Consider the following 13,147-nt stretch of genomic DNA (forward strand, 5'->3'; position numbering starts at 1 on the left):
GAAGAACGCGATGGCAGGATGACGGGACCACTCAGCCACGGGTCTGTCCCTGTCATCCCGCCATCGCGGGTCTGATCCGGTACTACTTCGCCTGCGCGAGCCGGTACCTCAGTGAGGCGAGCTCGGCACGAAGCGCTGCCGGAAGCGTGTCACCGAACGTGTCGAAGAACTCTTCGGTCGAATCGGCCTCCTTCGACCAGGCATCCGCATCCACGGCGAAGAGCTCGTCGAGATCCTGCTGCGAGATGTCGAGGCCGTCGAGGTTGAGGTCATCGATCACCGGGAGACGCCCGATCGGACTGTCGACCACCCCGACCTCACCGCTGATCCTGCGGATGATCCAGTCGATCACGCGCGAGTTGTCGCCGAACCCCGGCCACAGGAAACGGCCGTCGTCGCCTCGGCGGAACCAGTTGACCTGGAAGACCCGCGGTGCGCGGTCGAAGCGCAGGGAGCGTCCGACCTTCAGCCAGTGCGCGAAGTAGTCGCCCATGTTGTAGCCGCAGAACGGGAGCATCGCGAACGGGTCACGGCGCAGTTCACCGACCGTGCCCTCGGCCGCTGCCGTGCGCTCGGACGAGATCGTCGAGCCCAGGAACACGCCGTGCGTCCAGTCGGTTGCCTCGACCACGAGCGGGACGTTCGTCGCACGCCGCCCGCCGAACAGGATGACATCGAGTGGAACAGCCTGCTCCCAGTCGTCCGAGATCTGCGGGCATTGCGCAGCCGAGACGGTGAAGCGCGAGTTGGGGTGCGCGGCCGGCCGGCCGGAGTCCGGCGTCCAGTCGTTGCCCTCCCAGTCGATCAGGTGCGCCGGAGGCGTGTCGGTCAGCCCTTCCCACCACACGTCACCATCAGGGCGGAGTGCGACGTTGGTGAAGAGAGTGTTGCCCCACAGCGTCTCGACCGCCGTGACATTGGTGGATTCACCGGTGCCAGGGGCGACGCCGAAGAACCCGGCCTCCGGGTTGATGGCCCACATGCGGCCATCCTCGCCCGGTCGGATCCACGCGATGTCGTCGCCGAGAGTCTCGACCTTCCAGCCGGGGATCGTCGGGCGCAGCATCGCGAGATTCGTCTTACCGCACGCCGACGGGAATGCGGCCGCGACGTGGTATGCCTTGCCCTTCGGGTCGATCACGCGGATGAGCAGCATGTGCTCTGCGAGCCAGCCCTCGTCACGGGCGATGACGGATGCGATGCGCAGCGCGAAGCACTTCTTCGCGAGGATGGCGTTGCCGCCGTATCCGGAGCCGTACGAGTAGACCTCGAGCGTGTCGGGGAAGTGCACGATGTACTTCTCGTCGTTGCAGGGCCATTCGACATCCTGCTCGCCGGGAGCCAGCGGAGCGCCGACGGAGTGCACGGTCTTGACCCACGGGGCGCCTTCGGCGATCTGCCTCGTGACAGCATCGCCGACGCGCGTCATGATGCCGATGGATGCCACGGCGTATGCGCTGTCGGTGACCTGGACGCCGATGTGCGAGAGCGGGCCTCCGACGGCTCCCATCGAGAACGGTACGACGTACATCGTGCGTCCGCGCATCGACCCCTCGAAGACGTCGGTCATGGTCTGGCGCATCTCGACCGGATCGGCCCAGTTGTTCGTGGGACCGGCATCCTTCTCCTGCTCGGAGGCGATGAAGGTGCGAGCTTCGGTGCGCGCGACGTCACTGGGGTGCGAGCGCGCGAGGTAGGACCCAGGCCGCCACTCGGGGTTGAGCTTGATGAGCTTGCCCTCGGCGACGAGGCCGCGCAGCAGCGCGTCGTTCTCGGCCTGCGACCCACCAACCCAGTGAACGGATGCCGGCTGCGTGAGCGCGCGGATCTCTTCGACCCATGCGACCAGCTCTTTCATCGCCGGCGTGTCATAGGTGGGGACAGCACCAAGGCTGCGCGCCGCGGAGACGGCGGGAACGCGGGGTGTGAAGGTCTCGGCCATAACCATGTCTGCTCCCTCGAAGAGTCGGTGTGTATCTCCATTCTGTGCAACTTCAACCACAGATTTCTCGCATGAATGCTCGTAAGAATCATGATTCTTTCGATATGCTCAAGTAATGAGCGGCTCCGGCATCCACCTCACGACCCTCGGTCATCGAATCCGTCATCATCGCGTGGCGAAGGGCTTCACGCTCGACGAGCTCGGCGCCAAGGTCGGCGTCGCAGGTTCCCAGTTGAGTCTGATCGAGAACGGCAAGCGCGAACCCAAGCTCTCGCTGCTGCAGGCGATCGCGCAGGCCACTGCGACCGACGTCTCCGACCTCATCTCTGGAGAGCCGCCCAACCGCCGAGCAGCGCTGGAGATCGAGCTGGAGCACGCGCAGGCGAGTCCGGTCTTCCGCCAGCTCGGGGTCACGCCGGTGCGAGTGTCGAAGGGGATGCCGGATGAGACGATCGAATCGATCCTCGGCCTTCACCGCGAGCTTCAGCGTCGTGCGCGCGAGGCCATCGCGACGCCCGAGGAGGCGAGGCGCGCGAACACCGAGCTGCGGCTGCGCATGCGTGCGCAGAACAACTACATCGGCGACATCGAGAAGCTCGCCGAGAAGCAACTGAAGGCCGCGGGCCACGTCAGTGGCGCGCTCACGCACCGCACCGTGAGCATCATGGCCCAGAAGCTCGGGTTCGAGCTGCTCTACGTCAACGACCTGCCGCATTCGACCCGCTCGGTGACGGATCTGGAGAACAGCCGAATCTATCTGCCGCCGGCATCCATTCCCGGCGGTCACGGCCTGCGGTCGATGGCGCTGCAGGCGATGGCGCATCGGCTCCTGGGGCATACTCCCCCGACCGACTACGCCGACTTCCTGCAGCAGCGCCTGGAGATCAACTACTTCGCGGCGAGCTGCCTGGTGCCGGAGACCGCCGGTGTCGCCTTCCTTCAGCAGGCGAAGAAGGATCGGAACCTCGCCGTCGAGGACTTCCGTGACGCGTTCGGTGTCACGCACGAAGCAGCCGGTATGAGGATGACGAACCTGCTGACCGAGCATCTCGGAATGAAACTGCACTTCCTCCGCGTCGACGAGACCGGCGCGATCACCAGAGTGTACGAGAACGACGACCTCCCGTTGCCCATGGATGTCACCGGCGCGGTCGAAGGCCAGCCGGTGTGCCGGAAGTTCCAGGCGCGGGCGGCCTTCACCCAGCAGAACCGCACGACGGAGCACCACCAGTACACCGACACTTCCTCTGGCACCTTCTGGTGTGCGACGCAGACGGGGGCTGCCAGCGACGGCGAGTTCTCGGTGACCGTCGGCGTCCCGTTCGACGACGCACGCTGGTGGCGAGGGCGGGAGACGACCGATCGCGCGGCCTCGACGTGCCCGGACGAGGCGTGCTGCCGTCGTCCATCCCCTGATCTCGCCGAACGGTGGAGCGCCAAGGCATGGCCGAGCGCGCGTGTGCACACGCACATGTTCTCGCCGCTCCCACGCGGCGCATTTCCCGGAGTCGATGAGAACGAGGTCTACACATTCCTCGCTCGCCACGCAGCGGAGTGAGGCGCCTCGATCAGCCGGAGATGAAGGCAGCGTATCGGTCGAGCGCTGCGGCGATGTCGGCATCAACGGCCGCACCGGCCGTGAGCAGCTCCGGCACAGGGTCGTCTTCGTGTCGCCCCACTGCGGTGGAGTGCCGCCAGGTGCCGACAACGACGCCGTCCGCGACGAGGATCGGTCGCACCATGCCGTTCTTCCCCGGTCCGATCGCCGCCAAGAGCTCTGGAGGGCAGGAGACGGTGCGATCCGCATACGAGATGTAGTACTCCTCGAAGGATCCGAGAGCGATGACGGTCGGCGCAGCTGCGTTCCGTCGCGGCTTCGAATCTGCGACGAACACCCCCTCATCGATCTGCCGGACGCGTTCGTCGGCAGCGGCTGCAGCAGACCGAGCAGAGCCCAGAGTGAGGCCGGCCCACCACGCGAAATCTTCGGCGGTGGCCGGGCCATGCCCGACGATGTAACGGACGAACATCTCCGCGGCCGGATCGCTCGGCGTGGCCGATTCCGGAATGTGCTCCTCCGTGAGCACGAACAACTGATCGCGCGAGACGGCGTCTGCCCTGCGCACGACCGGTCCCTGGCAGATGATGCCGCGCAGGGCGAGGTTCTGCACCGCGAAGAGTCCGCGCTGTCCACCCGGCTCGATGCCGGCCTTCTGCAGCACATCGAACAGCTCGACACGAGTCAGGCCGTTGCCGCCGCTCAGCGCCCCGCGGATGGCGCGCTCGGAGGTCGCGAGCTCGTCTGCACCGAGGCCGAGCTCCCGGTAGCGAGGTGCTGCCATGTGCAGCTGCCGCTCCCCCGTGACGCGCAGCATCCATGCAAGGTCTTCTGCGGCGACGATGTGCAGCGTGCCGCGCTGGGTCCAGGCGCGCACCAGCGCACCACGGTTGAACAGCCGATCGACGCCCCGCAGCGTCGGCGCACCCGTCGTGCGCGCGGCGAGCGCCCATCGCCCTGCCCAGAACTCCTGAGCCTGGACAGCGAGCATGTGACGCGCAGCATCCGTCACCGAACGGGTCGGCGCCGTGAGTCGGTGAGCACGCAGGCGCGCAGCGCGCAGCGAATGCGGATCCATGACCCCATCCTGCCGCGTGCCTCAGACTTTCGCCGGGATACCCTGAAGGCATGACGACGACCCTCGCTGCACGCGCTGTCCTTCTCGACATGGACGGCACGCTCGTCGACTCCACCTCGGTCGTCGAGCGGCTCTGGCTGGAATGGGCCGAGCCGCATGGGCTCGACCGCGACACCGTTCTGAAGACCGTGCACGGCCGCCAGGGCTGGCAGAGCATGGCCATCCTCCTGCCGGAGCGCGATCATGCGATCAACCTCGAGGAGAATCAGCGGATGTTGGCGCGCGAGAGCGCGGAGACCGACGGCGTTGTCGCGATCCCCGGCGCCGCCGACCTGCTCCGATCACTGGGAGGAGTTCCTCACGCGATCGTCACTTCGGCGGACCTCGCGCTCATGACGGCGCGGATGGGTGCCGCGCTGCTGCCGATCACCGAACTCGCGATCACCGCCGAGCGGGTGTCCCACAGCAAGCCGGACCCGGAGGGTTTCCTGCTCGCAGCATCCGCTCTGGGCGTCGACCCCGCCGAATGCGTCGTCTTCGAAGACTCCGGAGCCGGCATCCGTGCCGGTATCGATGCGGGGATGACCGTGATCGGCGTCGGACCGCATGCGCCATCATTCGCACCGGCGCATCACGTCGACGACCTCACGCAGATCACGATCGTCCCCGCCGGCGACGGGTTCGAGATCCGGATCAGCTGAGCGCTGAGATCGCTTCGCGCAGGATGCCGTCGGCCTCCGCCAGGGCGCGCGTCGCACGCTCCGCGTCTGCTCCGGTGGCGAGGATGAGCAACGCGAGCTTCACTGAGCCGTCTGCCGTGCGCAGTGCGGCAGACGCCTCATCGACGCCGACGCCGGCGAGCTGCGAGACCGTGCGCACCGACCGGGCGTGCAGTTTCTCGTTGGTGGCGAGCAGGTCGACCATGACGCCTCGGTAGGTCTTGCCGAGTTTGATCATCGACAGCGTCGTGAGCATGTTCACGACGAGCTTCTGCGCGGTCCCCGCCTTCAGCCGAGTGGAACCGGAGATGAACTCCGGACCTGTCACGACCTCGATCGCGATCTCAGCGACGGCGCCGATGTCGGAGTGCGGATTCGATGCGATCGCGGCTGTGAGAGCGCCGACACCGCGAGCGTACCTCAGCCCTCCCACCACGTAGGGGGTGCGACCGGATGCCGATATGCCGACGATCGTGTCACGGTCGGTGATCTCCAGCTCGCGCAGGGACGCTTCGGCGGCCTCCGCATCGTCCTCGGCGTTCTCCACGGCCGAGCGGATCGCGGTCTCGCCGCCCGCGATGAGGCCGACGACCATCGACGGGTCGGTGCCGAACGTCGGCGGGCATTCGCTGGCATCGAGCACACCCACCCGCCCGGCCGTCCCTGCACCGATGTAGATGAGACGCCCGCCGCGGCGGAATCGCTCTGTGATGCCGTCGACAGCACGCGCGATCTCGTCAGCGCGCTCAGCCACAGCGAGCGGCACGCGCTGATCCTCGGCGTTCATCCGGCGCACGAGCTCTGCGGTCTCGAGCAGGTCGAGATCGCCTCGTTCGGTCGTGGACGCCTCGGTGGCCAGGGCGGACAGCACCTCGAGCATCTCGGTGAGTCGGGTGGATTCGGAATCATTCGGCACGGCGGACGAACCTTTCGTGGGGCAGGTCTGTGCGGTGCGCGAGGAGCGCGGCACCGTCGAAGGCATCGCCGACGGGGTGCACCATCGTGCGGCCGGCTGCGGTGAGGGAGCGCTCGAGCTGGGAGCGGAACCAGGCGTGGTCGGTGAGTCCGCCATGGATCGCGACATCGCGGATGCGACCGGATGCGGCGAGCGCGGATGCTGTGAGCAACCGGACTGCTTCGGCGACGATCTCGCTGGCGACGGAATCCCCCTCGGCTGCGGCATCCAGCACGAGCGGAGCCAATGTCGCCAATTGACGAGCGGTCGGGATGTCACCGGCAAGCCACGTGATGGGATCCGGATGCGGCGCGATGTGCGCGCGGACGGTGTCGGTCAGCGCGGTCGCAGCGCCCAGCGCATCCCTGGCACGAAGCACGGCGCGGGCGCCTTCTCGGCCGATCCACGAGCCGCTGCCGAAGTCACCGAGATCGGGGCCCCAGCCGTCCACGAGTCGCAGGCCGTCGGCAGCCACTCCGAGCGCCACGGCGCCGGTGCCGGCGATCAGCAGCGTGCCGGCGGCACCCTCCAGCGCGCCGACGTGCGCCGTCACGACATCGGATGTGACAGCGACGCGCGCTCCAGTCGCGTCGGAGAGAGCACGCGCAAGAGCGGCTGCGGCATCCGGAGCGTTCCACGCTCCTGCCGCGCCCACGCCGATGCTGTCGATGCGCTCAGCTCTTGCGAGCAGCGGCAGGATCACCGCCGCTGCGCTCGAGACACCATCGACGGACGCGAGGCCCGGCGTACCGGCATCCGTATAGGTCTCGCGACGGTCTGCCGTGATGACGGCGACACGGCAACGGGACTTTCCGAGATCAACGGCGGCCGTGATGTGCTCGATCGGCATCTCTCAACTCTCGCGTCGACGACTCAGGCGCAACCATACGGAAAGAGTCTACAGTCAGCGTACGATTACTGAAAAGAATTTACCACTGAGCGAACCCGCTCGCGCGACATACTGTAATCCCCTACCCCGAGGAGCACGGATGAGCATCCAGTCGACCATCGAAGCAGCTGCCTCGACACTTCCACCCTCTCTTGCCCGCATCGCGGCGGTCGTCCGTGAGAACCCGCCGATCGTCATCGACATGACGATAAACGAGCTCGCTGACGCGTGCAGCACGTCCGTCGCGTCGGTCGTACGATTCTGCCGCGCCATCGGCTTTAGCGGTTACGCTCCTTTGCGCATGGCGCTCGCGACCGAGCTCGGTAAGGAATCCGCACAGTTCTCGGCAAAAGGCGCGTTCGGCTCCGAGATCTCCGACGAGGACTCCCTGCACGAGGCCGTGTCGAAACTGGCCGCCCTCGAACTCCTCGCCATCGAGGAGACCGTGGGCAGACTCGACTTCGAAGTGCTCGACGCAGCCATCTCCGACATCGACGGCGCCGAACGCATTCTGCTCTACGGCATCGGTGCCAGTCAGTTCGTCGCAGAAGACCTCGCGCACAAACTGCTGCGGGTCGGCCGCAACGCACACGTGATCACCGATCCGCACGAGGCGATCGCCGCGACCGTGTTGAACGCGGGCCCGACCGTCGCGATCGGATTCTCACACTCCGGCACCACGGGCGAGACTGTGCGATTCTTGCGCACAGCGGGAGGCAACGGCGCTTCGACGATCGCCGTGACTTCCGCCAAGGACTCTCCTCTCGCCCGTGCCGCCGACCACGCCCTATTCACGGAAGTTCGTGAGTCGACTTTCAGAGCCGGGGCGATGGTCAGCCGTATCGCTCAGCTGGCCCTCGTCGACTGCCTGTTCGTCGGCGTCGCGAAACGCCGCTTCGCCGAGACCGTGGATGCCCTGCAGCGCACTCGCGAGGCGACTCGGGCCTTGCGGGACTGAAGCCCTCGCCCGAGCATCGAGGCTTCGGGGATCGTCATGTTTCTGTGATGTAAATCATCTCCATTGGTATCGACAGTTTTGAACATTCTTGCCATACTGAGGTCACTCACCCGGCGAGAGGACGATGACGTTGATGCAGTTTCCCGGCACCACCACGGTGCGAAGCCTACGATCCGGCGATGGCGCTGAACTCGCCCACGCATGGACGAGATCTGCACCACAGGACGGGATCACAGCTCGTCGTCTGCGGAACCTGATCCTTCTGGATCGAAACTTCGACGCGGACGGCCTGTTCATCGCAGAGGATCAGGGCGCGATCGTCGGCGCCGTCTATGCAGTGCGCCGTCGCGTCGCACACGATGGCGACGACCTGGAGCCATCCACCGGTTGGATACCGTTCTTCTTCGTCGTGCCAAGCCACCGCAGCCACGGCCTCGGTCGCGCACTCATCACGCAGGCTTTCGCCTGGCTGCGCGGCCACGGAGTCCGCGAGGTCATCTTCTCGGCATACACGCCAAACTACGTGCTGCCGGGCCTGGACGTCGAGCGCTACCCCGAGGCATCCACACTGCTTGCTTCGATGGGCTTCACTCGCGTCGAGCACCCGAGCGCGATGGATCGTTCCCTGATCGGTTATCAGATGCCGTCAGAGGTCCGCGAGCGCATCGATGCGCTTCGCGGCGAGGGGTGGTATCTGGGTACCCCGGATGACGACGACCTCGTGCCGCTGATCCGCATCGCCGGTGACTCGTTCAATTCCGACTGGGCCAGGGCGATCCGCGAGGCAGTCGTCGGTGGCATGCCCACTGAGCGCATCATCATCGCCAAGAGCCCGGAGGGCTCGGTGCTCGGCTGGGCCATGCATGGCACCTACGAATCGGTCGTCGAGCGCTTCGGCCCGTTCGGCGTGCTGCCGGAGAGCCGTGGTACCGGTCTCGGCAAGGTACTGCTGCACCTCACTCTCGAGCGCATGACAGCGCTCGGCGCCCACAGCGCCTGGTTCCTCTGGGCCGATGAAGGATCAACCGCATCGGCACTCTATGCGAAGACCGGCTTCGCAGCGACCCGCACATTCGACATCCTGCGTGCAGAGATCGGAGACTCAGAATGACCAAGACCGTCGTCGCCGTCGGCGGCCACATCGGAGACATGGAACTGACCGCGGGGCCGACACTCGCGAAGGTCGTGCTCGAAGGCGGCCGCGCCATCATCATCGATTGCACCTACGGAGAGCGGGGGCACCCGACGATCGCGCCGAGCGTCTACCGCGAGCAGAAGGTTCGCGAGGCGCAGTTCTTCGCGGACACGATCGGCGCCGAGCTGATCACGCTCGATTACTCCGACGGCTTCCTTCCGGATGATGAGGCGGTGGCCGAGCAGATCGCCGCTGTGATCCGCGATTCGAAACCCGACATCCTCATCACCCACTGGCTGCATTCCATGCACCGCGACCACGAGCGCGCGGCGCAGGCCGCAGAGCGGGGAGCATTCCTCGCATCCATCCCTATCGAGGAGATAGACGCCGAGCGGCACTCAGTCCCGACGATCCTGCACGCCGAGAACTGGGAGGACATGGAGGGCTTCGAAGCCGACACGTTCTTCGAGATTCCCGATGAAGCATACGAGCTGTGGCGCACCGGCATTCAGGAGCACGCCTTCGCCCGCGGCGAGACGTATGGATTCCGCTTCATCGACTACTACTCCGCGCTGATGCAGGTGAAGGGATGCCTCGTGGGCGCCCAGCGCGCGACCGCGTTCAAGAGCGCCGGCACCGAGAAGTTCGCCCTCGCAGGGCCCTGAGTTCTACCCGATACCCGATACCCGATACCCGATACCCGATACACACCATCCGACAACGAAGGAATGCCATGAAGAAAACAGTCCTCGCAGCGACAGGCCTCGGCGTGGTCGCCGCTCTGACACTGTCCGGCTGCGCCGGCTCTACAGAGTCCGGATCCGGAGACGGAACCCAGGAGATCACGTTCCTGACGCATTGGGGGCCTGACCAGGTAGCGATGCTCGAAGCCGCAGGGGACGCATTCACCGCCGAACACCCGGACGTCAAGCTCACGGTGCAGTCAGTGCCGTTCGGCAACCTGCTCTCGACGCTGCGAACCCAGGGCACCTCCGCGAACGGCCCGACGATCGTGGGGGCATACGACGCCTGGCTTCCTGAGCTCGTGCGCGACGGGCTCGCCGCCAAGGCGCCAGGCGACGTCGCCGACGATGTCAGCGCCAACTGGCCGAGCGGTGTGGTCACGGCCGCAAGCAACGGCGGCGACCTGTACGGCGTGCCCAACGAGATCGATCTCTACGCGTTGAACTACAACGCCGCCCTGTTCGAAGCCGCAGGAATCAGCGAGGCTCCGGCCGATTGGGATGCCCTGGTGGACGATGCCGCGAAGCTCACAACCGGCGATCAGCAGGGAATCGGCTTCATCACCGGCTGGAACAGCGGCGCTGTGCATCCGTTCCTCTCGCTGCTCGCGTCAAATGGCGGCACCTTCCTCAACGAGGACGGCACAGCGTCGAATCTCACCAGCGAGGAGGCGATCGAGACCGCCGAGCTGTACGAGACGCTGGTGAACGCGGGCTCGACCGACGCCTCGAAATCGACAGCGAACGCGAACACGACGGGGCCGTACCTCGACAACTTCGTCAACGACAAGACCGGCATGCTCATCATGGCGAACTGGTGGGAGAGCTCCCTCAAGGACGCCATGGGCGATCGGTTCGCTGAGGTCGCAACGGCACCGATCCCGGTCGGTCCCAGCGGCACTGAGTCGAGTTCGATCTCGTACTCGTGGATGACAATCGTCAACAGCAAGGCCGACGAAGCGAAGCAGGATGCCGCGTGGCAGTTCCTCAGCTACCTGAACGGTGCGGACTCCGGCGAGAACGGTTCTTCAGCGATGGGCGACATCCTCATCTCGATGGGCATCATGCCGACGCGCAGCTCCGACATCGAAGCGCACGCCGACACACTCGGCACGCCGTTCCTGTCGACCTACGTCGAGGCGCTGGATGCCGCGACGCCGTTCCCGACGGTGCTCGGCGGTCCTGCGGCCACCGACGCCCTGCAGGTCCAGCTCGAAGCGCTACTGAACGGGCAGGTCGACGCGAAGACGGCGATGGAGAACGCCGCCCGCGACGTCGACGCCGCTCTCGCAGCCGCCCAGCAGTAACCCGACAGTGACGCGGGGCTCCGTGCCGGAGCCCCGCATCCGTCTGAAAGGCACATCCCGTGACGACCGCCACGACAACGACCACGCTCTCCGCCGCCCCGCCCCCGCCGATTCGTCGACGACGCAACAAGACCGCGAAATGGTCGGCGCTGTTCCTCAGCCCTGCCATGATCGTGATCGGCGTCTTCACAGTCATCCCGATGCTGATGACGATCTGGATCAGCCTCAACAAGTGGTCCATGTTCACCTCGATCACCGACATGACCTTCGTGGGCCTCGACAACTACGCGCGGCTGCTCGGCGACGCCTCGCGTATGCAGGCGATCGCGAACACTGGAGTCTATGTCGGCCTCTCGGTCCTGATCACCATTCCGCTCGCGCTGCTGATCGCGCTGCTGCTCTACTTCCCCAAGCTGAAGGGAAAGGGCGTCGTGCGGACGTTGCTCTTCGCGACGTACGTCATACCGACGATCGCGATCGTCATCATCTGGGGAAACATCTACTCTCCCGGGTACGGCCCCCTCAGCGCGATGGTCACCGCCATCGGCCTGACACCCCCCGGCTGGCTGAGCGATCCGCAGTGGGCGCTCCTGTCGCTGGTGATCTTCAATGTGTGGCAGATGCTCGGCTACTACGTCATCCTTCTCATCGCAGGTCTCACGCAGATAAATGAAGAGCTGTATGAGGCGGCCCGTATCGACGGCGCCGGCCTCATCCGACAGACCTGGTCGATCACGATCCCCCTGCTGCGTCCGTCGCTCGTCTTCGTCGTTCTGATGACGTTCGTCAACTCGATCCAAGTCTTTGACCCGATCTACCTGCTCACGCAGGGGGGACCAGCGAATTCGACCAACGTCGTGGGATTCGAAATCCAGCGTTCGGCCTTCCAATACGGAATGGCTGGAGAATCCTCTGCCCTGGCCGTCTCGCTCTTCCTGATGATCGTTGCCATCGGCGGAGTTCTCGGAATCATCATGAAGGGACGCAAGCGATGAGCGCCGCCTCCTCCACCACCGTCCGACGCCAGCTCGGAAAGACGCTCCAGTACGTCCTACTCGCGATCATCGCGCTGATTCCGCTCTTTCCGCTGTACTGGTTGCTCATCTCAGCGGTGAAGACGCCTGCCGAATTCTCCCAGATTCCGCCGACTTGGTTCCCCTCGACACCGACGCTGGAGCCGACCATCACCGCGCTTACGGCGGTGCCGTTCTTCCAGTCGATGCTCAACAGCATCATCATCGCCGGTGGGGCGACGATCTCCGTACTGGTGACGAGCATCCTCGCCGGGTACGTCTTCGCCAAACACCAATTCCGCGGTCGTGACGCACTGTTCTGGGCGATCATCGCCACGATGTTCCTCCCGCCTATCGTGACGATCGTCCCGTTGTTCTACCTCGTTTCCAGCATGGGGCTGTCTGACACGTATCTGGGCGTACTGCTGCCATGGCTCGCGAACGCCTTCGGCATCTTCCTGATGCGGCAGTTCATCCAGGACATCCCTGATGAGCTGATCGAAGCAGCGCGCGTGGACGGCGCCGGAGAGTTCAGGATCGTCTGGCAGTTCGTCGTGCCGCTTCTGAAGCCGGCGATCGTGACGCTTGCCGTGTTCATGTTCGTATATGCCTGGAACAACTTCTTGTGGCCGCTGTCGATCCTGAAATCCGAAGCGCTGTACCCCGTGGTGCTGACGCTGAACCGGCTCATGTCGTACACGATGAGCTTCGAGTATCAGAACGTCGTGCTCGCTGGTGCGGTCATCGCTTCGCTGCCGACTCTGCTGGTGTTCCTGGTTACCCAGCGTGTATTCGTGGCTGGTATTGCGGCGAGTGGAGTCAAGGGCTGATCTGCGTACTGTCGAAGATC

The 13,147-nt window shown here is 65.4% G+C and carries 12 protein-coding genes; 8 read left to right on the forward strand and 4 right to left on the reverse strand.

All coding sequences use genetic code 11. The features are described from left to right. Positions 1-82: 82 nt before the first annotated feature. Positions 83-1,948 (reverse strand): phosphoenolpyruvate carboxykinase (GTP), encoded by a 1,866-nt coding sequence (locus ACP7AR_RS07735; protein WP_426184396.1) that lies wholly within the window; start codon positions 1,946-1,948, stop codon positions 83-85. A 109-nt stretch (positions 1,949-2,057) separates the two neighbouring features. Between ACP7AR_RS07735 and ACP7AR_RS07740 the strand changes: the two genes are divergently transcribed. Then, positions 2,058-3,500, forward strand: coding sequence for a helix-turn-helix domain-containing protein (locus tag ACP7AR_RS07740; RefSeq protein ID WP_426184399.1), 1,443 nt, complete (start codon positions 2,058-2,060; stop codon positions 3,498-3,500). A 10-nt stretch (positions 3,501-3,510) separates the two neighbouring features. Here the strand turns inward: ACP7AR_RS07740 and ACP7AR_RS07745 are convergent, their stop codons facing one another. After that, positions 3,511-4,578 carry a winged helix DNA-binding domain-containing protein gene (locus tag ACP7AR_RS07745; protein ID WP_426184402.1) on the reverse strand — a complete coding sequence of 356 codons (1,068 nt, stop codon included), beginning with the start codon at positions 4,576-4,578 and terminating at the stop codon, positions 3,511-3,513. A gap of 50 nt (positions 4,579-4,628) precedes the next feature. On the opposite strand from ACP7AR_RS07745, the gene ACP7AR_RS07750 reads away from it, so the two are divergent. Then, positions 4,629-5,279, forward strand: a complete 651-nt coding sequence (locus tag ACP7AR_RS07750) for an HAD-IA family hydrolase (protein WP_426184405.1) — start codon at positions 4,629-4,631, stop codon at positions 5,277-5,279. Here the strand turns inward: ACP7AR_RS07750 and murQ are convergent. Together murQ and ACP7AR_RS07760 are read right to left on the reverse strand one after the other, a co-directional pair. Then, positions 5,272-6,213, reverse strand: a complete 942-nt coding sequence (murQ, locus tag ACP7AR_RS07755; RefSeq protein WP_426184408.1) for an N-acetylmuramic acid 6-phosphate etherase — start codon at positions 6,211-6,213, stop codon at positions 5,272-5,274. The two genes, ACP7AR_RS07750 and murQ, sit on opposite strands and share 8 nt — an antisense overlap. Continuing rightward, a complete protein-coding gene (locus ACP7AR_RS07760) occupies positions 6,203-7,102 on the reverse strand; it encodes an N-acetylglucosamine kinase (protein WP_426184411.1) in 900 nt (299 codons plus the stop codon). The genes murQ and ACP7AR_RS07760 overlap by 11 nt, the downstream gene beginning before the upstream one ends. 139 nt (positions 7,103-7,241) lie before the next feature. Here ACP7AR_RS07760 and ACP7AR_RS07765 point away from each other — a divergent pair, with 139 nt between their 5' ends. The 6 genes from ACP7AR_RS07765 to ACP7AR_RS07790 all read left to right on the forward strand — a co-directional run bounded on the left by ACP7AR_RS07765 (position 7,242) and on the right by ACP7AR_RS07790 (position 13,127). After that, positions 7,242-8,099 carry a MurR/RpiR family transcriptional regulator gene (locus ACP7AR_RS07765; protein WP_426184413.1) on the forward strand — a complete coding sequence of 286 codons (858 nt, stop codon included), beginning with the start codon at positions 7,242-7,244 and terminating at the stop codon, positions 8,097-8,099. A gap of 124 nt (positions 8,100-8,223) precedes the next feature. Then, positions 8,224-9,210, forward strand: a complete 987-nt coding sequence (locus ACP7AR_RS07770) for a GNAT family N-acetyltransferase (RefSeq protein WP_426184415.1) — start codon at positions 8,224-8,226, stop codon at positions 9,208-9,210. After that, entirely contained in the window at positions 9,207-9,899 is a 693-nt protein-coding gene (locus tag ACP7AR_RS07775) for a PIG-L deacetylase family protein (RefSeq protein WP_426184417.1), read from the forward strand. Before ACP7AR_RS07770 ends, ACP7AR_RS07775 begins: the two co-directional genes overlap by 4 nt. A gap of 68 nt (positions 9,900-9,967) precedes the next feature. Continuing rightward, entirely contained in the window at positions 9,968-11,284 is a 1,317-nt protein-coding gene (locus ACP7AR_RS07780; protein WP_426184419.1) for an extracellular solute-binding protein, read from the forward strand. A gap of 59 nt (positions 11,285-11,343) precedes the next feature. Further along, a complete protein-coding gene (locus ACP7AR_RS07785; protein WP_426184421.1) occupies positions 11,344-12,279 on the forward strand; it encodes a carbohydrate ABC transporter permease in 936 nt (311 codons plus the stop codon). After that, positions 12,276-13,127, forward strand: a complete 852-nt coding sequence (locus ACP7AR_RS07790; protein ID WP_426184423.1) for a carbohydrate ABC transporter permease — start codon at positions 12,276-12,278, stop codon at positions 13,125-13,127. Before ACP7AR_RS07785 ends, ACP7AR_RS07790 begins: the two co-directional genes overlap by 4 nt. Positions 13,128-13,147: the final 20 nt, after the last annotated feature.

Source organism: Microbacterium sp. TWP3-1-2b2, from assembly GCF_049896145.1.
Classification (GTDB): domain Bacteria; phylum Actinomycetota; class Actinomycetes; order Actinomycetales; family Microbacteriaceae; genus Microbacterium.

Bases quoted from the DNA above. Each gene is read 5' to 3' on its own strand.
- ACP7AR_RS07775 (WP_426184417.1), top strand. From the start codon at position 9,207: ATGACCAAGACCGTCGTCGCCGTCGGCGGCCACATCGGAGACATGGAA.
- ACP7AR_RS07790 (WP_426184423.1), top strand. From the start codon at position 12,276: ATGAGCGCCGCCTCCTCCACCACCGTCCGACGCCAGCTCGGAAAGACG.
- ACP7AR_RS07780 (WP_426184419.1), top strand. From the start codon at position 9,968: ATGAAGAAAACAGTCCTCGCAGCGACAGGCCTCGGCGTGGTCGCCGCT.
- ACP7AR_RS07765 (WP_426184413.1), top strand. From the start codon at position 7,242: ATGAGCATCCAGTCGACCATCGAAGCAGCTGCCTCGACACTTCCACCC.
- ACP7AR_RS07770 (WP_426184415.1), top strand. From the start codon at position 8,224: ATGACGTTGATGCAGTTTCCCGGCACCACCACGGTGCGAAGCCTACGA.
- ACP7AR_RS07760 (WP_426184411.1), bottom strand. From the start codon at position 7,102: ATGCCGATCGAGCACATCACGGCCGCCGTTGATCTCGGAAAGTCCCGT.
- ACP7AR_RS07735 (WP_426184396.1), bottom strand. From the start codon at position 1,948: ATGGTTATGGCCGAGACCTTCACACCCCGCGTTCCCGCCGTCTCCGCG.
- ACP7AR_RS07740 (WP_426184399.1), top strand. From the start codon at position 2,058: ATGAGCGGCTCCGGCATCCACCTCACGACCCTCGGTCATCGAATCCGT.
- ACP7AR_RS07750 (WP_426184405.1), top strand. From the start codon at position 4,629: ATGACGACGACCCTCGCTGCACGCGCTGTCCTTCTCGACATGGACGGC.
- ACP7AR_RS07745 (WP_426184402.1), bottom strand. From the start codon at position 4,578: ATGGATCCGCATTCGCTGCGCGCTGCGCGCCTGCGTGCTCACCGACTC.